The organism is Vibrio sp. 1078-1, from assembly GCF_033340475.1.
In genome coordinates, this window is sequence record NZ_JAWOWM010000017.1 from 35392 (window position 1) to 59719 (window position 24328).

General features: G+C 46.1%; 26 protein-coding genes. 3 read left to right on the forward strand and 23 right to left on the reverse strand.

The window, feature by feature from the left end; all coding sequences use genetic code 11:
• The 23 genes from glmU to R7190_RS22080 all read right to left on the reverse strand — a co-directional run bounded on the left by glmU (position 1) and on the right by R7190_RS22080 (position 20250).
• Positions 1–1362: a bifunctional UDP-N-acetylglucosamine diphosphorylase/glucosamine-1-phosphate N-acetyltransferase GlmU gene (gene glmU, locus R7190_RS21970; RefSeq protein ID WP_132937263.1), complete on the reverse strand. Its 1362-nt coding sequence runs from the start codon at positions 1360–1362 to the stop codon at positions 1–3.
• Positions 1363–1511: 149 nt separating this feature from the next.
• A complete protein-coding gene (locus tag R7190_RS21975) occupies positions 1512–1934 on the reverse strand; it encodes a F0F1 ATP synthase subunit epsilon (RefSeq protein ID WP_005378937.1) in 423 nt (140 codons plus the stop codon).
• A gap of 18 nt (positions 1935–1952) precedes the next feature.
• The gene (atpD, locus tag R7190_RS21980; RefSeq protein ID WP_005383849.1) at positions 1953–3356 is read right to left on the reverse strand and encodes a F0F1 ATP synthase subunit beta; all 1404 of its coding nucleotides are present in this window, start codon (positions 3354–3356) and stop codon (positions 1953–1955) included.
• Positions 3357–3391: 35 nt separating this feature from the next.
• Positions 3392–4258: a F0F1 ATP synthase subunit gamma gene (gene atpG, locus R7190_RS21985; RefSeq protein WP_005378932.1), complete on the reverse strand. Its 867-nt coding sequence runs from the start codon at positions 4256–4258 to the stop codon at positions 3392–3394.
• 44 nt (positions 4259–4302) lie between these two features.
• Positions 4303–5844, reverse strand: coding sequence for a F0F1 ATP synthase subunit alpha (atpA, locus tag R7190_RS21990; protein WP_005378931.1), 1542 nt, complete (start codon positions 5842–5844; stop codon positions 4303–4305).
• Between the two features lie 13 nt (positions 5845–5857).
• The gene (gene atpH / locus R7190_RS21995) at positions 5858–6391 is read right to left on the reverse strand and encodes a F0F1 ATP synthase subunit delta (RefSeq protein ID WP_186584576.1); all 534 of its coding nucleotides are present in this window, start codon (positions 6389–6391) and stop codon (positions 5858–5860) included.
• 14 nt (positions 6392–6405) lie between these two features.
• Positions 6406–6876, reverse strand: coding sequence for a F0F1 ATP synthase subunit B (gene atpF, locus R7190_RS22000; protein WP_005378929.1), 471 nt, complete (start codon positions 6874–6876; stop codon positions 6406–6408).
• Between the two features lie 74 nt (positions 6877–6950).
• Positions 6951–7205, reverse strand: a complete 255-nt coding sequence (gene atpE, locus R7190_RS22005) for a F0F1 ATP synthase subunit C (protein WP_002540812.1) — start codon at positions 7203–7205, stop codon at positions 6951–6953.
• A 57-nt stretch (positions 7206–7262) separates the two neighbouring features.
• Positions 7263–8075, reverse strand: a complete 813-nt coding sequence (gene atpB, locus R7190_RS22010) for a F0F1 ATP synthase subunit A (protein WP_005378922.1) — start codon at positions 8073–8075, stop codon at positions 7263–7265.
• An 8-nt stretch (positions 8076–8083) separates the two neighbouring features.
• Complete coding sequence (locus tag R7190_RS22015) at positions 8084–8473, reverse strand: F0F1 ATP synthase subunit I (protein ID WP_005378921.1); 390 nt, start codon at positions 8471–8473, stop codon at positions 8084–8086.
• Positions 8474–8662: 189 nt separating this feature from the next.
• Positions 8663–9544, reverse strand: coding sequence for a ParB/RepB/Spo0J family partition protein (locus R7190_RS22020; RefSeq protein ID WP_005383840.1), 882 nt, complete (start codon positions 9542–9544; stop codon positions 8663–8665).
• A 24-nt stretch (positions 9545–9568) separates the two neighbouring features.
• Entirely contained in the window at positions 9569–10342 is a 774-nt protein-coding gene (locus R7190_RS22025) for a ParA family protein (RefSeq protein WP_005383838.1), read from the reverse strand.
• A 10-nt stretch (positions 10343–10352) separates the two neighbouring features.
• The gene (rsmG, locus tag R7190_RS22030) at positions 10353–10988 is read right to left on the reverse strand and encodes a 16S rRNA (guanine(527)-N(7))-methyltransferase RsmG (protein WP_005378902.1); all 636 of its coding nucleotides are present in this window, start codon (positions 10986–10988) and stop codon (positions 10353–10355) included.
• On the reverse strand, positions 10988–12883 hold the full coding sequence (mnmG, locus tag R7190_RS22035; protein ID WP_186584577.1) for a tRNA uridine-5-carboxymethylaminomethyl(34) synthesis enzyme MnmG: 1896 nt from the start codon (positions 12881–12883) through the stop codon (positions 10988–10990). Before mnmG ends, rsmG begins: the two co-directional genes overlap by 1 nt.
• 477 nt (positions 12884–13360) lie before the next feature.
• Complete coding sequence (gene mioC / locus R7190_RS22040) at positions 13361–13795, reverse strand: FMN-binding protein MioC (RefSeq protein ID WP_136976933.1); 435 nt, start codon at positions 13793–13795, stop codon at positions 13361–13363.
• A gap of 100 nt (positions 13796–13895) precedes the next feature.
• A complete protein-coding gene (gene mnmE / locus R7190_RS22045; protein ID WP_005383836.1) occupies positions 13896–15257 on the reverse strand; it encodes a tRNA uridine-5-carboxymethylaminomethyl(34) synthesis GTPase MnmE in 1362 nt (453 codons plus the stop codon).
• Positions 15258–15387: 130 nt separating this feature from the next.
• Entirely contained in the window at positions 15388–17010 is a 1623-nt protein-coding gene (yidC, locus tag R7190_RS22050; protein ID WP_005383834.1) for a membrane protein insertase YidC, read from the reverse strand.
• Between the two features lie 2 nt (positions 17011–17012).
• Positions 17013–17270: a membrane protein insertion efficiency factor YidD gene (gene yidD, locus R7190_RS22055; protein WP_005378822.1), complete on the reverse strand. Its 258-nt coding sequence runs from the start codon at positions 17268–17270 to the stop codon at positions 17013–17015.
• Positions 17237–17560, reverse strand: a complete 324-nt coding sequence (rnpA, locus tag R7190_RS22060) for a ribonuclease P protein component (RefSeq protein WP_005394102.1) — start codon at positions 17558–17560, stop codon at positions 17237–17239. The genes yidD and rnpA overlap by 34 nt, the downstream gene beginning before the upstream one ends.
• Before the next feature lie 46 nt (positions 17561–17606).
• Complete coding sequence (gene rpmH / locus R7190_RS22065) at positions 17607–17741, reverse strand: 50S ribosomal protein L34 (protein WP_005378825.1); 135 nt, start codon at positions 17739–17741, stop codon at positions 17607–17609.
• Between the two features lie 242 nt (positions 17742–17983).
• Entirely contained in the window at positions 17984–18721 is a 738-nt protein-coding gene (locus tag R7190_RS22070; protein ID WP_005378827.1) for an amino acid ABC transporter ATP-binding protein, read from the reverse strand.
• Entirely contained in the window at positions 18718–19389 is a 672-nt protein-coding gene (locus tag R7190_RS22075) for an amino acid ABC transporter permease (protein WP_005378829.1), read from the reverse strand. The genes R7190_RS22070 and R7190_RS22075 overlap by 4 nt, the downstream gene beginning before the upstream one ends.
• Before the next feature lie 114 nt (positions 19390–19503).
• Positions 19504–20250, reverse strand: coding sequence for an amino acid ABC transporter substrate-binding protein (locus R7190_RS22080; protein WP_005378831.1), 747 nt, complete (start codon positions 20248–20250; stop codon positions 19504–19506).
• A gap of 412 nt (positions 20251–20662) precedes the next feature.
• Between R7190_RS22080 and dnaA the strand changes: the two genes are divergently transcribed.
• The 3 genes from dnaA (at position 20663) to recF (ending at position 24322) form a co-directional block, all read left to right on the forward strand.
• Positions 20663–22069 carry a chromosomal replication initiator protein DnaA gene (gene dnaA / locus R7190_RS22085; protein WP_005378835.1) on the forward strand — a complete coding sequence of 469 codons (1407 nt, stop codon included), beginning with the start codon at positions 20663–20665 and terminating at the stop codon, positions 22067–22069.
• A gap of 63 nt (positions 22070–22132) precedes the next feature.
• Positions 22133–23233 (forward strand): DNA polymerase III subunit beta, encoded by a 1101-nt coding sequence (gene dnaN / locus R7190_RS22090; RefSeq protein ID WP_186584578.1) that lies wholly within the window; start codon positions 22133–22135, stop codon positions 23231–23233.
• Between the two features lie 9 nt (positions 23234–23242).
• Positions 23243–24322 (forward strand): DNA replication/repair protein RecF, encoded by a 1080-nt coding sequence (gene recF, locus R7190_RS22095; RefSeq protein ID WP_005378839.1) that lies wholly within the window; start codon positions 23243–23245, stop codon positions 24320–24322.
• Positions 24323–24328: the final 6 nt, after the last annotated feature.

The window sequence follows — 24328 nt, forward strand, 5'->3', positions numbered from 1 at the left end:
TTATTTCTGTTTTACGGGACGCTGCCAGCCAGTAATTTTGCGCTCTTTGACGCGAGTAATTACTAACTCACCTTCTTCAACATCTTTTGTTAGTGTCGTGCCTGCACCGATGGTTGCGCCATCAGCGATAGTGACAGGCGCCACCAGCTGGCTATCAGAACCAACAAATACATCATTACCGATGATGGTTTTAAACTTGTTCGCACCATCGTAGTTACAAGTGATAGTACCTGCGCCGATGTTAGTACGTTGACCGATCTCTGCATCACCTAAGTAAGTTAGGTGGTTCGCTTTTGAACCTTCTCCGATGCGCGCATTTTTCACTTCAACGAAGTTACCCACATGGGAATCGTTACGCATTTCAGCACCAGGACGAAGGCGAGTAAATGGACCAACCGTACATTCTTCACCAACCGTTGCACCTTCAATCACACTGTAAGGGCGAACGATGGTGTTGTCGTCGATTTCACAATCTTTCAGTACACAACCCGCACCGATAACCACGTTATCACCCAGTGAAACTTTACCTTCGACGATAACATTCACGTCGATTTCACAGTCCATACCGCACTGTAACTCTCCACGCAAATCAAAGCGTGCTGGATCGCGTAGCATGACACCTTGCTCTAGCAGCTTCTGAGCTTGCATTGACTGGAAAGCACGCTCTAGACGAGCAAGCTGTGCGCGGTCATTGACCCCTTCCACCTCAATGGCATTGACTGGGTGTACTGCCTCAACGGCACGACCTTCATCGTGTGCAGCTGCAATAACGTCAGTTAGGTAGTATTCGCCTTGTGCGTTGTTGTTGTTTAAGCCAGACAACCAACGCTTAAGATCCCCACCAGTCGCAACCATCACGCCAGTGTTGATCTCTTTAATTTGTTTTTGTTCTTCTGTTGCATCTTTTTGCTCAACGATCGCCACAACAGGACCATTCTTACGGATAATACGACCGTAGCCTGTCGGGTTATCTAGAATCACTGTTAGTAGTGCAATACCGCCTGTTGGCTGTGCATCTAATAGGTTTTCAATCGTTTCAGCTGAAATCAGTGGAACATCACCGTAAAGCACCAGTACTTTTTCATCGTCTTCAAACTTCGGAGACGCTTGATCAACCGCATGACCTGTCCCTAACTGCTCCGCTTGAAGCACCCAATTTACAGGCTCTTCTGCAAGAGTGGTTTGCATTTGATCACCACCGTGACCATATACTAAGTGGATGTTTTGTGCGCCAAGACCTGTACATGTATCGATAACATGTTTTGCCATTGGCTTGCCTGCCAAAGTGTGTAGCACTTTAGGCATGTTCGAATGCATACGGGTACCTTTACCCGCTGCAAGGATCACAGCACTGAATTTCATTAATAACCTATTGACGTTCTATTTTAATTGGGCGTTATTTTAAACACCTTGGAAGGATTAGTTAATGGTGGGATGTAAATTTCCAACTAAAATTAATCAAAAAGGCGACCAATTGGCCGCCTTTTTTCATGCAACGTTGCTAATTGAGCTTAGCGACGCTTTTTTGTCAGCTCGATAACTCGTAGCTGAGCAATGGCTTTAGCCAGTTCACTGGCCGCTTGTGCGAAGTCCATGTCACCATGCTGATTCTGGATTTGCTCCTCAGCGCGGCGTTTGGCTTCTTCTGCCTTCGCTGCGTCTAGCTCTTCACCACGGATAGCTGTATCAGCTAGTACAGTCGCTGTACCAGGCTGAATCTCTACCATACCACCAGAAACATAAATAATTTCTTCGTGGCCGTGCTGTTTCACAATACGCACCATACCAGGCTTGATAGCGGTCAGCAGCGGTGTGTGACCATGGAAAATACCAAGTTCACCTTCGCTACCGGTCACCTGAAACGTTTCAACACGACCAGAGAAGATTTTCTTCTCAGCGCTTACTACGTCTAGGTGAAAGGTTATTGCTGCCATATCGCCTCCTAGTTAGCCTTATAGCTTCTTCGCATTCTCAATAGCATCGTCGATGCTACCGCAGTACATAAATGCCTGCTCAGGAATGTCGTCGTATTCACCAGCTAGTAGACCTTTAAAGCCACGTAGAGTCTCTTTTAGAGGTACGTAAATACCAGGGTCACCTGTAAATACTTCTGCTACGTGGTAAGGCTGAGTTAGGAAACGCTCAATCTTACGTGCACGAGATACAACTTGCTTATCTTCTTCAGATAGCTCGTCCATACCTAGGATAGCAATGATATCTTTCAGCTCTTTGTAGCGCTGAAGAGTCTGCTGAACACCACGAGCAACTTCGTAGTGATCTTGACCAACGACTAGTGGATCAAGCATACGAGATGTTGAATCTAGCGGGTCGATCGCAGGGTATAGACCCATTGCAGCGATGTTACGGTTAAGTACAACCGTTGCATCCAAGTGCGCGAACGTTGTTGCTGGAGACGGGTCAGTCAAGTCATCCGCAGGTACGTATACCGCCTGTACAGACGTGATAGAACCTGATTTCGTTGACGTGATACGCTCCTGAAGTACACCCATCTCTTCTGCAAGAGTTGGCTGGTAACCTACCGCAGAAGGCATACGACCTAGTAGTGCTGATACCTCTGTACCTGCAAGTGTGTAACGGTAGATGTTATCAATGAACAGTAGTACGTCACGACCTTCGTCACGGAAACGCTCTGCCATTGTTAGACCAGTCAGTGCAACACGTAGACGGTTACCTGGTGGCTCGTTCATCTGACCGTAAACCATCGCTACTTTTGATTCTTCAGGCTTCTCAACGTTTACAACGCCCGCTTCCTGCATCTCGTAGTAGAAATCGTTACCTTCACGAGTACGCTCACCAACACCAGCAAATACTGATAGACCTGAGTGCTGTAGTGCGATGTTGTTGATAAGTTCCATCATGTTAACGGTCTTACCTACACCTGCACCACCGAATAGACCGATTTTACCACCCTTAGCGAATGGACAAATTAGGTCGATTACTTTAACGCCCGTTTCTAGAAGTGCAATTTCGTTTGATTGCTCTTCGTAGCTTGGTGCACTACGGTGGATAGAGTAAACCTCTTCCGCACCCACTTCACCACGCTCGTCAATCGCGTCACCTAGGACGTTCATGATACGACCTAGAGTTTTAGTACCTACTGGTACTGAAATTGGAGCGCCAGTGTTAACCACTTCAACTCCACGACGTAAACCATCAGAGCTACCCATTACGATACAACGAACTACGCCACCGCCTAGCTGTTGTTGAACTTCAAGAACTAGACGCTCTTTTGAGTCCGTTACGTTTAGAGCGTCATATACACTAGGTACATTGCTCTGTGGGAACTCTACGTCGACTACCGCACCGATGATCTGTACGATCTTACCTGTAGCCATCGTTAATCCTCTAAACTATTTCGTTTTACCTAAGCTTAAACCGCAGCTGCACCACCAACGATTTCTGATAGTTCTTGTGTAATCGCAGCCTGACGGGCTTTGTTGTACACAAGTTCCAAATCGTCAATCAAACTGGTTGCGTTATCCGTTGCAGCCTTCATCGCAATCATTCGAGCCGCTTGCTCACAAGCAAGGTTCTCAACCACACCTTGGTATACCTGAGACTCTACGTAACGCACTAATAGCGTATCCAGTAGAGGTTTTGGTTCAGGCTCATAGATGTAGTCCCATGAATGCTCACGCTGCATCTCTTCGCTGTCCGATTTAGGCAAAGGTAGCAATTGATCGATCGTTGGTTGCTGAACCATAGTATTAACAAACTTGTTGAATACTACATATAGACGGTCCAGTTCACCTTCATCGTATTTCTTCAGCATTACGCCAACAGAGCCGATTAGGTCTTGTAGGCTTGGATTATCTCCAAGACCAGAAACCTGTGCCGCAACTTTTGCGCCACCATGTTTAAAGAAAGCTGTTGCTTTTGAGCCAACAACGGCTAGCTCAATCTCAGCACCTTTCTCTCTCCATGCTTGCATGTCTGTAACGGCTTTTTTGAACACGTTAATGTTCAAACCACCACACAGACCACGGTCTGTCGAAACGATGATGTAACCAACACGTTTAGCTTCACGCTCTTCTAGGTACGGATGACGGTACTCTAGGTTTGCGTTAGCCACATGACCGATCACTTTACGCATTGTTTCAGCGTATGGACGAGAAGCTTCCATTGCATCTTGAGAACGACGCATTTTTGAAGCTGCTACCATTTCCATCGCTTTCGTAATTTTCTGAGTGCTTTTAACACTACCGATTTTATTACGTATCTCTTTTGCGCCGGCCATCGTTACTCTCCGTTAGTTGGTGGCAGAAACTGCCACCGACCTAATTACCAAGTTTGGGTTGCTTTGAAGTCGTCAGTCAGTTTCTTCAACTGAGCTTCGATTTCATCGTTGTAAGCGCCAGACTTGTCGATCTCAGCTGCTAGTTCAGCGTATTGACCGCGAGCGTACGATAGTAGAGCCGCCTCGAAATCTAGAACTTTGTTAAGTTCTACATCATCAAGGTAACCGCGCTCTGCCGCGAAGATAGTTAGAGCTTGGTCAAATACAGACATTGGAGCGTACTGCTTCTGCTTCATTAGTTCTGTAACTTTTTGACCATGGTCTAGCTGTTTCTTCGTTGCGTCATCAAGGTCAGAAGAGAACTGAGCAAATGCCGCTAGTTCACGGTATGCAGCTAGTGCTGTACGGATACCACCTGATAGTTTCTTGATGATTTTCGTCTGAGCTGAACCACCTACACGAGATACTGAGATACCAGGGTCAACAGCAGGACGAACACCAGCGTTGAATAGCTCAGTTTGTAGGAAGATCTGACCATCGGTAATCGAGATTACGTTAGTCGGTACGAATGCTGAAACGTCACCTGCTTGAGTTTCGATGATAGGAAGAGCAGTCAAAGAACCAGTCTTACCTTTCACTTCACCGTTAGTGAAACGCTCTACGTACTCTTCGTTTACACGAGCTGCACGCTCTAGTAGACGCGAGTGTAAGTAGAATACGTCACCTGGGAATGCCTCACGGCCTGGTGGACGTTTAAGTAGTAGAGAGATCTGACGGTAAGCTACCGCTTGCTTAGATAGATCATCGTAAACAATCAGTGCGTCTTCACCGCGATCGCGGAAGTATTCACCCATCGCACAACCTGCGTAAGGCGCTAGGTATTGAAGCGCTGCAGATTCAGAAGCTGATGCAACTACAACGATAGTGTTTTGTAGTGCGCCGTGCTCTTCTAGTTTGCGAACAACGTTAGCGATAGTCGATGCTTTCTGACCGATTGCTACGTAGATAGAGAAAATACCAGAGTCTTTCTGGTTGATGATCGCGTCGATCGCCAGTGCTGTTTTACCAATCTGACGGTCACCGATGATAAGCTCACGCTGACCGCGACCGATTGGGATCATTGAGTCAACTGACTTATAACCAGTTTGCACAGGTTGGTCTACCGATTTACGGTCGATTACACCTGGTGCGATCACTTCTACAGGCGAAGTCATTTTCGCTTCGATTGGACCTTTACCATCGATAGGCTCACCCAGCGTATTTACTACGCGGCCTAGTAGTTCTGGACCAACTGGCACTTCAAGAATGCGGCCAGTACCTGTAACTTTCATGCCTTCCTTAAGGTCAGCATATGGGCCCATTACAACCGCACCAACCGAGTCACGCTCAAGGTTAAGTGCCAGTGCATAACGGCCACCCGGTAATTCAATCATTTCACCTTGCATCACGTCCGCTAGGCCGTGGATGCGGATGATACCATCGCTTACCGATACGATAGTACCCTCGTTGCGAGCTTCACTAACAACTTCGAAAGATTCGATACGTTGTTTGATCAGATCGCTAATTTCCGTGGAATTAAGTTGCATGCTCCAATCCCCATTAAGACTGCAATGCATCGCTCAGGCGGTTCAAACGACCACGCGCTGAGTCATCGATGACTAGGTCTCCGGCTCGAATAATAACCCCACCAAGTAGGGTCTCATCTACACTGCAATTCAGCTTCACTTTGCGTTCAAGACGCTTTTCAAGTTTGCTGCCAATGTTTGCAAGTTGTTCATCAGAAAGCTCTGTTGCTGAAATTACTTCAACATCAATTTCTTTCTCATGTTCTTTTTTCAGAGTAAAAAACTCCGTGCAAACATCAGGAAGGGCCGCTAAACGACCATTCTCAGCCATTACCTTCAAAAGGTTTTGACCGTGCGCATCAACTTGTTCGCCGCAAACTGCAACAAAAATTTCTGCCATTTTTTCAGCAGAAACCGAACCCGTTAGTAGTTCGTTCATTTGTTCGTTTTTGGCCACTTCAGCAGCAAAAGATAACATTTGGCCCCATTGGTCCAACTGGTCTTTCTCTAAAGCAAAGTCGAAGGCTGCTTTAGCATAGGGGCGTGCGATAGTAGTCAAATCAGACATATGCGCCCCCAGACTTAAAGTTTTGCAGTAATGTTGTCGAGAATATCTTTTTGCGCATCTTTATCGATAGAACGCTCAAGGATTTTCTCAGCACCAGCTACAGCCAGAGTAGCAACTTGTTTGCGCAGCTCATCGCGTGCACGATTGCGTTCAGCTTCAAGTTCTGCTTCTGCTTGCGCTAGGATTTTCTGGCGTTCTGCCTGAGCTTCCTCGCGAGCTTCATCAAGAATTTGAGACTTACGCTTGTTCGCTTGTTCGATGATCTCAGTTGCTGTGCGCTTCGCTTCTTTCAATTGATCAGAAGCGTTGGCTTGTGCTAGATCCAAGTCTTTCGCAGCACGTTCTGCTGCTTGAAGACCATCAGCAATTTTCTTCTGACGCTCTTCGATCGCTTGCATCAATGGTGGCCATACATACTTCATGCAGAACCACACAAATAGTGCGAACGAGATTGCTTGACCTAGCAGAGTTGCGTTTATGTTCACAACAGCTACCCCTCTATTTGGACTTAGTGTTAATCAGTGACAAGCGATAATCGCCCGTCCCGAGTTAAAGGTGATTAACCTAGTTGACCAACGAATGGGTTTGCGAAAGTGAATAGTAGCGCGATTACGATACCGATCATTGGAACCGCATCAAGTAGACCCGCGATGATGAACATCTTAACTTGTAGCATAGGAGCCATTTCTGGTTGACGTGCAGCACCTTCTAGGAATTTACCACCTAGCAGTGCGAAACCAATCGCTGTACCAAGAGAAGCAAGACCGACGATAATACCTACGGCGATTGCAGAAAAGCTCAGTAAAGTTTCCATTACTATCTCCAATTTATAGTTGTTGGCTTAGTGCCCAAATAAAAAGCTTTAAAAAAATTAATGATCAGGATCTTCGTGTGCCATTGACAGGTAAACAATTGTCAACATCATGAATACGAAGGCTTGAATCGTAATAACCAAGATATGGAAGATTGCCCACGGTAGTGAACCCATCCATTGTAAGTACCATGGTAGCATTGCCGCACAAAGAATGAATACAACCTCACCCGCGAACATGTTACCGAATAGACGCATACCAAGTGATAGAGGTTTCGCTAATAGCGATACCACTTCAATTAGTAGGTTAAACGGAATCATCAGTGGGTGATTGAATGGATGTAGTGCAAGTTCTTTTGCGAATCCACCTAGACCTTTTACTTTGATGCTGTAGTAAATCATCAATGCAAAAACGCCTAGAGCCATAGCCATGGTGATATTCACATCAGCAGACGGTACAACCTTAAGGTAAGGAATACCTAGCCAATGCTCTGCTGGGTATGGTAAGAAGTCGATAGGAACTAAGTCCATCACGTTCATCAAAAATACCCAACAAAAGATAGTCAGTGCTAAAGGCGCGATCAGTGGGTTGCGTCCATGGAACGTGTCTTTGACGTTATCGGCGACAAATTCAACGATCATTTCTACAGCACACTGAAGCTTACCCGGTACACCCGCTGTTGTTCTCTTTGCTACTTTGTAAAAAATTCCGAGGAAAATTAAACCAGTAAACCAAGAAAAAAACAGGCTATCGATATGTACGTTCCAGAAACTTGTCTCCGACCCTACTAAACCCAACTTGTATAGCGATAGGTTAGAAAGGTGGTGGGCAATGTAACCGGACGATGTTAGCGCTTCACCTGGCGCAGCCATAACTCATCCTATTTTTTGTTGTTAATGAATAGCACTGGTGCACAGATATTAATACCTAGTACCAGCAAATAGGTTAGTTTGAGGGGAACAAGTTCCACCTGCATATACATGTAGGCAACATAGAACAGTGCAACCGTGATGAGAATTTTCAGTACTTCACCCGTATAGAAGGAAGCAGCGATGCGCTTGGCAGCGCGAGCTCCACTAAACATGAAAGCACACAGCGCGAATACTGCATTGGCAACAACAAAAATGCCTCCGCCAATCAGCGCTGAAAATCCCCAGTCAGGATTTATGGCTACCGCCATTCCTGCTGCCACAAAAATAACCGCGCCAGACTGGATCATTAACAATTGCCTTGCGAGCTCTCGTCCTGGTCTAGCTAACGCAGCTACCATGTATTCGTACCTCTAGTAATATCCACTTCGCACTTAACTCTCTGTGCTGGGAAATTGGCGAAAATTATACGTTCAGTTCAACGTAAAGCAATTCGATTGCATCAAAAACTTACAGTTTTGTTTACAAAACGACAACTTTCGCACAAAATTCGATTAATTAGATTAATTGACCTAAATCAATTATCTCATCTAGGCCTCAAGCTTGGCAATTAGTTGGTCCAATTTGTGAGGCTCATCAAGACTTATCGTCAATTTCGCTTTTCCGTTTGCAGAACGGGTAAGAGAAACTTTTGCATCAAGCAGCTGACTCAATTTATGCGACATTTGCTCGGCTTCGGTATCCTCTTGTTGCCCTTTTTGCTCATTTTGTGGGGCTAAGCACTTTTTTACTAACTGTTCGGTTTGGCGAACAGTCATTTGCTTCTTAGCCACTTGTTGAGCTACTTCGACTTGCTGTTCGCCTTCTAACGCTAACAGAGCTCGAGCATGCCCCATTTCCAATTTTTTATCTGCAACCAGACCTTTTACATCAACTTCCAACTGATTCAGACGTAATAGGTTACTCACCGTCGTTCTTGATTTACCAATCACATCGGCCACTTGCTGATGTGTCAGCGTGAATTCATCTTGTAGACGCTCAAGCGCTTGGGCTTCCTCAATCACATTCAAGTCTTCACGTTGAATGTTTTCAATCAACGCCATGGCGATGGCGGCACGATCTTCAACTTTTTTCACCAAACACGGCACGCGCTTTAAACCCGCCTGCCTTGCAGCACGCCAGCGGCGCTCACCTGCGATGATCTCAAACTGACCATTTTCGACCTGGCGAACCACGATTGGTTGAATAATGCCTTGTGATTGAATCGAAGCCGCTAGTTCTTCTAGCGCTTCAGGCGCCATATCTTTACGCGGTTGGTATACGCCCGGCTGCAATTGACCAATCGCTAAATCGGTTAACTCACCGTCTGCCGATAATTCTTGGCTATGCGATGCAATATGCTGTTTTTCACGAGCAAACGAACTGGTCGACAATAACGCATCCAGTCCTTTTCCGAGACCACGCTTAGACATGGGATTGAATTCCTTAGGTTAGAGTTAAACTGGGATTTCTTCGCGGCGGAGCATTTCGCCCGCTAGAGCAAGATACGCTTTGGCACCTGCGGAGTACTTATCGTAGTACATTGCAGGCTTACCGTGACTTGGCGCTTCAGCCAAACGAACATTACGTGGAATGACAGTACGGTAAACTTTATTCCCAAAGTGTTTTTTAAGTTGATCGGATACTTCATTCGATAAGCGGTTGCGTGGGTCGTACATGGTACGCAATAAACCTTCGATTTTTAGGTTTTCATTCACAACAGCCGCTAACTTGCTGATTGTATCCATAAGAGCAGTTAAACCTTCTAACGCAAAGTATTCACATTGCATCGGCACCAGCACAGAGTCAGCTGCCGCCATCGCATTGATTGTAAGAAGGTTTAGAGAGGGAGGACAATCAATAAAGATGAAATCATAGTTATCGCGAACTGACGACAATGCATTTTTTAGACGCACTTCACGAGCGAAAACTTCCATCAATTTGATTTCTGCCGCGGTCACGTCTCCGTTCGCCGCGATCAAATCATACTTCCCTGTTGTTTGGGTACAAACGACTTGATCGAACGGTGTATCTTCAACCAAAAGATCGTATGCGGTGGCGTCGACCATATACTTATCCACGCCACTGGCCATCGTAGCATTGCCTTGCGGGTCGAGATCGATCACCAAAACCTTGCGCTTTGTTGCCGCCATCGAAGCCGCTAAGTTAATGCACGTTGTTGTTTTGCCGACCCCACCTTTCTGGTTGGCGATTGCTACAATTTTACCCACGATTACCTCGCTAATTTTCCTTGCGCGATAAGATTACTAGATGACGATCACCTTCCAACTCAGGAACAGCCAAAGATATGATCTCTGTCACACTGCACCATTCAGGAAGCTGATCCATTTCATCTTTAGGGTGCTGTCCTTTCAGCGCTAGAAACACCCCGTGCTCTTGTTTCGGCAAATGGTGGCACCATTCCACCATGTCTGTCATTGAAGCAAAAGCTCGACTCAAAACGCCATCAAATTTTTCTTCAGGCTGGAATTCTTCGACGCGACTTTGAATTGGTGTCACGTTTTTCAGCCCTAATGTGTGCACAACTTGCTTGATAAAACGGATGCGTTTGCCAAGACTGTCGAGCAAAAAGAAGGTTTTCTCAGGGTTCATGATTGCCAAAGGGATGCCCGGTAACCCCGGACCAGTACCAACATCAATGAAGCGCTCACCGGGCAGGTGTGCGCTTACAACGATACTATCAAGAATATGTTTCACTAACATATCAAGCGGATCACGTACCGATGTTAAATTGTACGCTTTGTTCCATTTGTCGAGCAGTTCGACATAACCAACTAACTGCTCTCGTTGCTGTTCTGACACTTCCAAATCGGTTTTCGCGATCAGTGAATCCAGCTTTGTTCGCAATGCGCTCATTATTCTTCCTCACCTTTCTTCAGCAAACCATGCTTTTTCAAGTGAACAAGTAGAATAGAAATTGCAGCAGGCGTAATACCAGAAATGCGTGATGCAATACCGATGCTCTCTGGTTTGGCCTCGCTCAGTTTAGCAACGACTTCGTTTGATAAACCTTTTACATCGCGGTAATCCAAATCAGCAGGTAACTTGGTATTTTCGTGACGCAGTGATTTTTCGATCTCTTCCTGCTGACGCTTGATGTAACCATCGTATTTCACTTGAATTTCAACTTGCTCAGCCGCTTGCTGATCTTCAAGAGCAGGAGCAAACGCTTCAAGTTGCGTCAGTTGTGAATAAGTGATCTCTGGACGACGCAGAAGATCCTCACCACTCGCTTCACGGGCCATTGGGGTTTTCAGCAGCTTGTTCAACTCATCAACACCCTCTGACTTCGGATTCATCCACGTTGCTTTCAAACGCTGACGCTCCGTTTCCATATTGTTGATTTTCTCGTTAAAGCGAGCCCAACGAACATCATCAATCAAGCCTAGCTCGCGCGCTTTTTCCGTTAAACGCAAATCGGCATTATCTTCACGAAGTAGCAGGCGATATTCCGCACGAGAAGTGAACATGCGGTACGGCTCTTTGGTACCCATGGTCGATAAGTCATCAATCAACACGCCCATGTAAGCTTGGTCACGACGTGGGCTCCAGCCTTCTTTGTCTTGGCTAAACAAGCTTGCGTTTAGGCCCGCCATCAAGCCTTGCGCTGCGGCTTCTTCGTAGCCAGTCGTACCATTAATCTGGCCAGCAAAGAACAAACCACGGATGAACTTCGTCTCGTACGTTTGCTTCAAATCACGTGGATCGAAGAAATCATATTCAATCGCATAACCTGGGCGAACGATGTGTGCATTTTCAAACCCTTTCATTGAGCGCACGATTTGTACTTGCACATCAAATGGCAAGCTGGTCGAGATACCATTAGGGTATAACTCGTGCGTGGTTAGGCCTTCTGGCTCAATGAAGATTTGGTGGCTGTTTTTGTCAGCGAAACGCATCACTTTGTCTTCAATAGACGGACAGTAACGAGGACCAATACCTTCAATCACACCAGCGTACATTGGACTGCGATCCAAGTTACTACGGATCACATCGTGAGTTTGTTCATTGGTGTGGGTGATGAAACATGGAATCTGACGCGGATGCTGTTCACGTTTGCCCATGAACGAGAATACAGGCGTTGGGTTATCACCATGCTGAGCTTCTAGCACTGAAAAATCAACAGTACGAGCATCAATGCGCGGTGGAGTACCTGTTTTTAAACGATCCACACGGAACGGCAGTTCACGCAGTCGATCCGCTAATGCGATCGATGGTGGATCCCCGGCACGACCACCAGACGAGCTTTCCATACCTATGTGGATCTTACCACCAAGGAAGGTACCCACGGTTAGCACAACGGCTTTCGCATGGAAGCGAAGTCCCATTTGAGTTACCACACCAACTGCGCGATCTTGTTCAACAATCAGATCATCAACTGACTGCTGGAACAACGTTAAGTTAGGCGCATTTTCTAATGCATTACGAACGTACGCTTTGTACAGAGCGCGATCGGCTTGAGCTCGAGTTGCTCGTACTGCAGGACCTTTGGAGGCATTTAGTGTACGAAACTGAATACCTGCATGGTCGATGGCTTCAGCCATCAAACCGCCCATAGCATCTACTTCTTTTACTAAGTGACCTTTACCAATACCACCGATCGCCGGATTACAAGACATCTGGCCTAATGTATCGATGTTATGGGTAAGGAGAAGCGTTTTTTGTCCTGTGCGTGCAGATGCGAGCGCGGCTTCCGTTCCTGCGTGTCCGCCACCGACAACAATGACGTCAAAGTTTTCGTGATAAAGCATGAACTGACCTCAGGTATTCAAAGGGATTTAATGGACAGATAAAGGAGCCGTATTTTACCTGCTTTATGCCAGAGAGAAAAACGTTTTCTCGTTTTATCCGTTTTAAGCTTCAAGATAAATATATATAAGATCTATATATATGATCTCTTATTAGATCTACTATTAGGATCGACCGTTTCTGTGGATAACCTAAAAATGATCAACAAGATCATGGATCTTCTTTGGATCATATCTTGTGATCATGATTGGATCAGAACGAGGATTACCTGGGATCAAAAGTGGTGGTTATACACAGGGGGTAAAATTGATCAAAGTTGTTATTGGGATAACTAAAGGAAAATCACTGGATATTATTGTAGTTATCCACAGTCTGTTTGGTTAGTTTTTGAGCGGTTAAACAAAATAATTTGGTGGGAGTTATTCACATGGGAGAAAACAGAGCCGAATTTCGACTCTGTTGAAGGGAAAGTCGTGAGTTTAAAAACGTTCGATATTCTCTTTTAACCACATCTCTGCGGCGTCTTCTGGCACATCATGGCTCAGTACATCGATTTTAAAGCAATCTGCGAGAGGGGTTGCACCAATATCCTCTAATAAATCATAAGCGTGTTGACCAGCGGCACAGAACGTATCGTAGCTAGAGTCACCAATCGCAATCACCGCAAATTTTACATCAGTCATTTTTGGCGGTGTATTTTGTAATGCTGCGATAAAAGGTTGGATATTATCAGGATACTCACCAGCTCCATGTGTAGAGGTGATCACCAACCACGTACCTTGATTTTCGATATCACTGAGGGAAGGCTGGTTGTGGATCGTTGTTTCAAATCCATTCTCGTTGAATAGATCACTCAGGTGATCCCCTACGTATTCTGCGCCACCTAACGTGCTGCCTGTAATAATGTGGATCATACTTCTTCCTTATTGAATGCGACGGCTAAAGCTCATGGATGGCTTGCCGTACAAAAAGAAACGCGGTGTGAGTTAAGCTCAGCACCGCGCGTTCGATTATTTACTTCCCGATACAGAATGAAGAGAAGATTCGTCCCAGTAAGTCGTCAGAACTGAACTCACCGGTAATCTCATTGAGATGTTGTTGGGTGATGCGTAGCTCTTCAGCCAATATTTCACCTGCCATATAGCCTTCAAGCTGCTCCTGGCCTATTTGAAGGTGCTGTGCGGCACGTTCTAATGCATCGAGATGACGACGACGAGCCATAAACCCACCTTCACTGTTGCCAGAGAAGCCCATACACTCCTTGAGATGATCGCGCAGAGCTTCAACCCCTGCACCAGTCTTCGCTGACAAACGGATAAGAGTAGGGTTATTGACGTGGCAGATCCCCATATCTTCACCCGTTTGATCCGCTTTATTACGGATCACCGTTATGCCAATGTTGTCTGGTAGGCGATCCACAAAATCTGGCCAGATATCTTTCGGATCGGTGGCATCGGTTGTCGTGCCATCCACCATGAACAACACGCGGTCTGCTTGGGCTATTTCATCCCACGCGCGTTCGATACCGATTTTCTCTACTTCATCGGAAGCATCACGCAAACCTGCTGTATCAATGATGTGTAGTGGCATGCCATCAATATGGATATGCTCACGCAGTACATCACGCGTGGTTCCTGCGATGTCGGTTACGATTGCAGATTCTTTACCCGATAGCGCGTTCAGTAGGCTTGATTTGCCCGCATTTGGACGACCCGCAATCACGACTTTCATCCCTTCACGCATAATAGCGCCTTGGTTAGCTTCTTTGCGCACCGCATCTAGGTTGTCGATGATGGCTTGTAGGTCACCAGCCACTTTACCGTCGGCCAAAAAGTCGATCTCTTCTTCAGGGAAGTCGATGGCTGCTTCAACATAGATACGCAAATGAATCAGCGACTCAACTAAGGTATTAATGCGGCCTGAAAATGCGCCCTGTAAGGATTGCAGTGCCGATTTTGCTGCTTCTTCAGAACTGGCATCAATGAGGTCTGCGATCGCCTCGGCTTGAGCGAGGTCGAGTTTATCGTTCAGAAATGCGCGTTCAGAGAACTCACCAGGGCGAGCAGCTCGAATACCATCTATACCTAGAATGCGTTTTATCAGCATATCCATCACGACAGGGCCGCCATGGCCTTGCAGCTCAAGTACGTCTTCACCTGTAAATGAGTGTGGGTTAGGGAAGTACAGTGCGATGCCCTGATCAAGCACAGTGCCATCTTCTGACTTAAACGGCAGGTACTCTGCGTAGCGGGGCTTTAGTGTTTTGCCAGTGACTTCTAACGCCACTTGGTTGGCTTTAGGGCCAGAAACACGAATAATACCGACACCGCCACGACCAGGCGCGGTCGCTTGAGCGACAATCGTATCTGTAGTCATAATTTTGCCTTTTGAGCTGGGCTATAGGGAAGATACCTAGGGAGCCATTACAATTAATTAGCTGAATTGTAATCAGCCAAAAACAAAAAGGCGACCTTTTGGCCGCCTTTCTCAATCATTTCCTAAAAGGTTACTTGCTGTGTAAGCCTTTTTTCTCTAATCCTTTGTAGATCAGAGTTTGCTGGATAAGCGTTACGATGTTCGACACCAACCAGTACAGAACGAGACCTGATGGGAAGAACAAGAAGAAGAAGGTAAACATAACCGGCATAAAGGTCATGATCTTCTGCTGCATTGGATCCGTTACCGTTGTCGGGCTCATCTTCTGGATTAGGAACATTGACGCACCCATCAGTAGAGGCAGGATGTAGTAAGGGTCCTGCGCTGAAAGGTCATGAATCCAACCGAAGAATGGAGAGTGACGTAGCTCAACCGATTCCATTAGTGCCCAGTAAAGCGCGATGAAGATAGGCATCTGTAGGATAAGAGGTAAACAACCACCTAGTGGGTTCACTTTCTCTTTCTTGTACAGTTCCATCATTTCTTGGCTCATGCGCTGACGGTCATCACCGATGCGCTCACGCATAGCTTGCAGCTTAGGCTGAAGCATACGCATTTTCGCCATAGACGTGTATTGCGCTTTTGTTAGTGGGTACATTGCACCACGAACGATGAAGGTCAGACAGATGATTGCCACACCCCAGTTGCCAACAAAGCTCTGGATGAATGAAAGCAACATATGAAGAGGCTTCGCAATGAACCATAACCAGCCGTAGTCCACTACTAGGTCTAGGTTAGGTGCCACTTCTGCCATTTCATCTTGCAGTTTTGGACCAACCCAAAGTGTTGCTTCAAACTTAGCCTGATCGCCTGTTGCGATAGTTTTGTTCGGCATACGAACGCCGATGTCGCCTAGGTTGCCAATTACACGAGTGTATAGGTTAGTACCTGGTTCGTTACGTGGGATCCAAGCTGCGGCAAAGTAGTGCTGAATCATTGCTGCCCAACCTTGGCCATCGGCTAGGTTAAGAGACAGGTTGCGATCCTGCATATCATCAAAGCTGTACTTCTTGTAACGCGTATCTTCTGTTGAGTATGCGCCACCACGGTAAGTAGGCATTGTGATGCTACCACCATCGTCCATTAGGTTTTGACGTAGGTGAGCGTACATACCAAATGTTGCGTTGTTGCCTGAGTTGTTCACTACATCGTATTCAACATTAAGCGCGTAGCTGCCGCGTTTAAAGATGTAAGTTTTGGTGTATTCGATGCCGTTTGCAGTGAATGTCATCGGAACGCGAAGTTCATCTTGACCGTCAGCCATTGTGAAGCTGTCTGCACTTACGTTGTAGTGAGGGCGATTTGTGCTGCTCAAGTCGATACCTTGAGGACCCACTAGACCGCTTTGAGCGATAAATTGGTGACCTTGAGCGTCTTTAAGCAGAACAAAGGAATCTGATGAATCTAACTCAGCAGAGTATTCGTTAAGGTTGGCATGTACCACATCGCCACCAACGGTGTCGATCGACAGAGTTAAAACATCAGTCGTTACTGTGATAGTTTTTGCAGAAGCTTGCTGTTGACCAGGAACTGGGTCAAGTTCATCAGCAAAAGATGGTGCAGGTAGAGTGCTGCTTGATTGAGCCTGTTCAACTGCTTGAGGTTCTGGATTCTTTGCAACTTGCCATTGTTGAAACAGCAAAAAAGAAACCAGGGCCAAACCGATGAGCAGGATATTACGTTGAGAATCCATCGTTAGTTATCTCTGTCTTGTTTTTGGACTGGTGGAACGGGGTCATACCCCCCTTCATTCAAAGGGTGGCATTTTAATAGACGTTTGCCTGATAACCAACATCCTTTTACAAAACCGTGAGCTCTCAAAGCTTCTAGCGCGTAAGTGGAACAGGTTGGTGTGAACCGGCAACGAGGACCAATCAAAGGGCTGATAAACCAGCGATACAGATAAACGAGCCCAATGGCTATCCACGTGAAGGGCGAGACAGGCGTTGCCATAGCTTATCAAACAACTTAAAAATTTCCTCATTGCTTAAATCTTGCGCGCTTTTCTTTGCAATCACAACAAAATCTTTGTTTGGAAGCTGATGTTGATTGTTACGAAAGCTTTCACGAGCCAAACGCTTAAATCGGTTACGACCGACAGCCGTTTTGATTTGCTTTTTGGGAACCGCTAAACCTAATCGTGGGTGAGAAAGTTTGTTATTGCGAGCAATGATGGTGAAATGAGGCGAGCCAGCTCGATGAGCTTGCTGGAAGACGTTTTGATAATGCTCGGGAGTTAACAAACGTAACTCCCGATTAAACGCGTACGTGTTCAAAATAAACTAGCGATTATTTTGATAGGCGCGCACGGCCTTTTGCACGACGTGCGTTGATAACTTTACGACCGTTCTTAGTTGCCATGCGAGCACGGAAGCCGTGAGTACGCTTGCGCTTTAGAACTGTAGGTTGAAAAGTGCGTTTCATGATAATTACCTTTACTGATCAGTAGTTTTAGGTTCTTGTTAAACCCGGCGTGGGTATTTGCTTTCTTATATAAAGAAGCTCTTTATATAGAGAAGGACAACCGACGCCTCTCAACAAAGAGGCGGAATTGTAATCACACTCACATAATGTGTCAATGACTCAATGAGTACGAAATTCCGGCCGGGCGATTATACGTAGTGTGAGTAAAATCTCAAGGATCAATCGATCCTGATGCTTGATCGTTACTCTATTCCTACTTGGTTAAGGAATTTTTTCAAACGAGGATCTTGTGGATTATCGAAGATATCCTGTGGAGAACCTTGCTCAACGATATTGCCTTCCGCCATGAAGATCACTCTATCAGCGACTTCTTTCGCGAATTGCATCTCGTGCGTCACCACCAGCATGGTTTGATGCTGATTAGCTAACTTCTTCATTAATGAGAGAACTTCACCGACCCATTCAGGATCCAGCGCAGAAGTTGGTTCGTCAAACAACAGCAGTTCTGGTTGCAGCGCCATCGCTCGGCCGATACCCACACGTTGTTGTTGGCCGCCAGACAATGCCGCTGGATAACTATCGCCTTTATCCCCAAGGCCGATGTCATCCAGAATTTGTTGCGCTCGTTTGAGAGCATCGGCTTTTTTCCAACCTCGAACGGTCACTAGACCTTCGGCAATGTTCTGGCGCGCATTCATGTGGGCAAACAGGGCATAGTTTTGGAACACAAAGCCAGTTCGACGACGCAGCGCTAATACTTCGGCTTTAGTGTGTTTTTGAGTATCAACGGAGATGTCATCTATCGTGATACGACCTTCATCTGCCTGCTCTAGAAAGTTCACCGTACGCAGCAAGGTTGATTTACCCGTTCCACTTGAGCCGATAATCACGATGATCTCACCTTGCTTAATATCGAGGTCGATGCCTTTCAGCACTTCAGTCTCACCAAAACGTTTGTGAATATTTTCTAGCTTAATCATCGTACGTACGCCTTATTCAGTTTTGCTTCTGCCCAGATTTGTACGCGAGTCAGAATTACCACCACGCCCCAGTAAATAAGAGCAACCGCAAGGAAAGCTTCAAAGAAACGGAAACTTGATGAGGCTTCCATCTGTGCTTTCGCCATGATTTCGGCCACACCAAGCGTGAAAGCGAGAGACGTTGACTTGATCATATCGATGAAATAGTTCATCAATGAAGGCAGTGCGACACGCGTTGCTTGAGGTAAAATCACTCGGCGCATTGCTTGGGATGTCGTCATACCGACCGATAAGCTCGCTTCCATTTGGCTGCGATCAATGCCAATAATGGCGGCACGAATACTTTCCGCCATATAAGCGGCAAAGTGCAGCGTTAAACCGATTACCGCTGCTGAAAAGGCGTCGATACCGACCATCAATGGAAAAATTTGCGGTAAGCCGTAGTAAAGCAGGAAAAGCTGAACCAACAGTGGGGTGCCACGGAAGAAGCTGATGTACAGTTGGCTTAATTGATCCAGAACTGGCAGTTTAAATACGCGAATATTGGCTAAAATGACGGATAAAATCAGCGAAAACACCAATCCCCATGTCGCCATTTCCATGGTTGTGCCAAGATATTTCAGCAATATCGGCAGCAGTTCCAACATGTAATTAAAGTCAAATCCCATACGGCTTACCTAAAGGCTAGAGAAAAGAAAAGGTGGAAAACAAGTTCCACCTTTACGTAAGTTTATTTTAGTCCGAGAGTGATACCACTTTGCGGCCTAAAGTACAAAGAGTTCTTATTTCGTGATGTCAGCGCCAAACCACTTCACGGAAATTTTCTCTACTGTACCATCTGCGCGCATCTCAGCCAGTGCTTTGTTTACTTCTTCTTGCAGCTTACGACCTTTCTCGTTGTCAACGAAAGGCCATGCGTTTTGAATGGTCTCAAACGGTTCGCCTGCCAATTCCAGAGGAAGGCCAGTTTTCTTAATCAGCTCTAACGCAGAAAGACGATCCATTACAAATGCATCTGCTCGACCGAGCGCCACGTCATGTTCGATACCTGTGTCGTACGTTTTAATGTTGATCTTGCCGTCTTTGTCGTATTGACGCAGCAGTTGTTCAAAGTTAGAGCCTAGGTTCACCGCAACGGTTTTGCCCGCAAGATCGTCAACACCTTTGATGCTGTCGTTGCCTTTACGCACGGTAATTTGTGCGCCATCTACAACGTAAGGGTCAGCAAATAGGTATTTAGCTTTACGCTCGTCAGTCATGGTGATTTGGTTGGAGATCGTATCGATACGACCAGTTTCTAAAAGACCAAATAAACCAGAGAAGTTGGCTGTTACGTATTCGATTTTGTAATCGTTACGTTTACCGATTTCATCCCACATGTCGACTTCAAAGCCTTGTAGCTTGTCTTGCTTTACAAAAGTAAACGGGAAGTAGCGACCTGACATACCAACTTTGACTTCAGTAGCGGCTTGTACGGTTGCTGCCGACAGTGCAATGGCTGCAACGGCAACCTTAATCCAGTTTTTCATAATACATCTCCATAATTTTATGGTTGGAAATACTACTGTTAGTTAGCTCAATTAAATAAATAACCAAGAGCAATAACCTAGACCTGTGAGTTATTAGATAATAGAAGAAGAATGTTAAATGTGACGAAAATGCGAACTGAACCTAGCGAAATGATCGACAAAATCAGCATTGGGAATAAAATAATACACAGACTTATCACCAATCGCTCGATCTTGTGAATTTTGCCCAATTGTGGATCGTTGTGTGGGCAAATTTGGGGCAAGGTGTGTTGATCTCATCAAGTTTGCAGAAATAATTGTGAATAACTTGGATCTTATTCACTGGATCGTCGATCAATCGCTGGCGATCTTGGTTATCAACAGGTAAAATTGCCAGTCTTTTCCGATAATTCAATTACTCAGTGGGGGCACCGTGTCATCTTCGCTTTGGCTGCAATGTTTGCAGCAGCTTCAAGAAGAGCTACCAGCTACAGAATTCAGCATGTGGGTTCGTCCGCTACAAGCGGAGCTCAATGACAATACTCTCACTCTATTCGCGCCAAACCGCTTTGTGTTGGACTGGGTGCGTGATAAGTATCTGAACAATATTACTCGCTTACTGCAGGAATACTGCGGTGGCGATATTCCTAACTTACGTTTTGAAGTGGGGAGCCGACCTGTCTCTGCACCAAAACCAGCGCCGACACGTACGCCTGCAGATGTGGCTGCCGAGTCATCTGCACCTGCGCAATTACAGGCGCGTAAGCCAGTACACAAAACCTGGGATGACGACGCTCAAGCGATTGCGGCTATCAATCACCGCTCAAACATGAACCCAAAACACAAGTTCGATAACTTTGTTGAAGGTAAGTCGAACCAACTGGGTTTGGCTGCGGCGCGTCAGGTATCGGATAACCCAGGTGCAGCTTACAACCCACTATTCCTATACGGCGGCACGGGTTTGGGTAAAACCCACTTATTGCATGCGGTGGGTAACGCGATTGTGGATAACAACCCGAACGCAAAAGTGGTCTACATGCACTCAGAACGTTTTGTGCAAGACATGGTGAAAGCGCTGCAAAACAATGCGATTGAAGAATTCAAACGCTACTACCGCAGCGTGGATGCGCTCCTTATCGATGACATCCAATTCTTTGCTAATAAAGAACGTTCACAAGAAGAATTCTTCCATACCTTCAACGCACTATTGGAAGGTAATCAGCAGATCATTCTAACGTCTGACCGTTATCCTAAAGAAATTAATGGCGTTGAAGATCGTCTTAAATCTCGCTTTGGTTGGGGTCTTACTGTTGCGATCGAGCCGCCTGAGCTTGAAACGCGTGTGGCGATCTTGATGAAAAAAGCTGAAGATCACCAAATCCACCTTGCTGATGAAGTGGCATTCTTCATTGCCAAGCGTCTGCGTTCGAACGTTCGTGAGCTAGAAGGTGCACTGAACCGTGTTATTGCGAACGCGAACTTTACTGGCCGTCCAATTACGATTGATTTTGTTCGTGAAGCGCTGCGCGATCTGCTTGCTCTACAAGAGAAGCTTGTGACAATCGATAACATTCAAAAGACAGTGGCGGAATACTACAAGATTAAAGTAGCGGACTTGCTGTCTAAGCGTCGTTCTCGTTCTGTAGCGCGTCCTCGTCAGCTGGCTATGGCGTTAGCAAAAGAGCTAACCAACCACAGTTTGCCTGAAATTGGCGATGCGTTTGGGGGCCGCGATCATACGACCGTACTTCATGCTTGTCGCAAGATTGAGCAGCTGCGTGAAGAGAGCCACGACATTAAAGAAGATTACTCTAACTTGATTCGCACCCTGTCTTCGTAATCGGTTAGAATAACGGTATTCTAAGCAAATCATTTATTGAGCTGACAGCGTAAAGAGCCAAGCATGAAATTTACCATTGAACGTAGTCATTTAATCAAACCGCTACAGCAGGTTTCGGGCGCTTTAGGTGGCCGACCAACTCTGCCAATCCTGGGTAACCTACTTCTTAAAGTAGAAGAGAACGTATTGTCGATGACGGCAACCGATCTTGAAGTAGAGTTAGTAAGCAAAGTGATGCTAGAAGGTGATTTTGAAGCGGGCAGCATTACCGTTCCTTCGCGTAAGTTTCTCGATATCTGCCGTGGTTTACCGGACGATGCGATCATCACATTTGTATTAGAAGGTGATCGCGTACAAGTTCGCTCTGGTCGCAGCCGTTTCTCATTGGCAACGCTTCCTGCGAACGATTTCCCTAATATTGAAGACTGGCAAAGCGAAGTGGAAGTATCACTGAGCCAAGCTGATTTACGTACGCTGATCGACAAAACTCAGTTCTCGATGGCGAATCAAGACGTTCGTTACTACCTCAACGGCATGTTGTTTGAAATTGACGGCACCACGCTACGCAGCGTGGCGACGGACGGCCACCGTATGGCGGTATCGCAAACTCAGCTAGGTGCGGACTTTGCGCAGAAGCAAATCATCGTGCCACGCAAAGGTGTGCAAGAATTAGTAAAGTTGATGGATGCGCCAGAGCAGCCTGTCGTACTTCAGATCGGTAGCTCCAATGTTCGTGCTGAGGTGAATAACTTTACTTTTACCTCTAAGTTGGTTGATGGTCGTTTCCCTGACTACCGCCGTGTATTGCCTCAGAGCACCAATAAGACACTAATAGCCAGTTGTGACGAGTTGCGCCAAGCCTTCTCTCGTGCTGCGATTCTTTCCAACGAAAAATTCCGTGGCGTGCGAGTGAATCTGGCTGATACTGAAATGCGCATAACTGCGAATAACCCAGAACAAGAAGAAGCGGAAGAGATGCTTGATGTAAGCTTTGAAGGTGACGCCATCGAAATCGGCTTTAACGTAAGCTATGTGCTTGATGTTCTGAACACGTTGCGTTGTGAAAATGTACGTGTGTCGATGTCGGATGCTAACGCTAGCGCGTTGATTGAAAATGCCGACGATGACAGTGCCATGTACGTGGTGATGCCAATTCGTCTATAAGCCAACTGAATGCCTCTTTCTCGTCTCATCATTCAGCAGTTTCGAAACATTAAAGCCTGTGATATTGAGTTATCAGCAGGCTTTAACTTTCTTATCGGGCCGAACGGCAGCGGTAAAACCAGTGTCTTAGAAGCGGTTTATCTGCTCGGGCATGGCCGCTCATTCAAGAGCTCTCTCACCGGACGAGTGATACAAAATGAGTGTGACGAACTGTTTGTTCATGGTCGTTTTTTGAACTCGGATCAATTTGAGCTACCTATCGGCATTAATAAGCAGCGTGATGGCTCAACAGAGGTTAAAATAGGCGGTCAATCTGGACAAAAATTAGCGCAGTTGGCACAAGTTCTGCCTCTGCAGTTGATACACCCAGAAGGGTTTGATTTACTGACAGATGGCCCTAAACATCGTCGTGCGTTTATTGATTGGGGCGTGTTTCATACCGAGCCCGCTTTTTATCAAGCATGGGGAAGGTTCAAGCGCCTGAACAAGCAGCGCAACGCGTTGTTGAAAACCGCCAATAGTTATCGTGAGCTCAGTTATTGGGATCAGGAAATGGCAGGATTGGCTGAAAACATCAGCCAATGGCGAGCAAGTTACATCGAGCAGATGAAAACTGTCGCAGAAACTATCTGTCAGACATTTTTGCCAGAATTTGAGATCCAATTGAAGTATTATCGTGGCTGGGATAAAGACACTCCATACCACGAGATACTAGAAAAGAATTTTGAGCGTGATCAGGCATTGGGATACACCTTTAGTGGCCCAAACAAAGCTGATTTGCGCATTAAAGTGAACGGAACGCCCGTTGAAGATGTTCTGTCACGCGGTCAATTAAAACTCATGGTGTGTGCATTGCGTGTAGCGCAAGGGCAACACCTGACAGAGATGGCCGGTAAACAATGCATTTACCTAATTGATGACTTCGCGTCGGAATTAGATAGCCAACGTCGCAAGCGTCTTGCTGACTGCTTAAAAGAGACGGGCGCACAAGTATTTGTAAGCTCTATCACTGAAAGCCAAATCGCCGATATGTTGGACGATAACGGTAAATTGTTTCATGTGGAACATGGCAGGATAGAGTCAAACTAGAAGAGA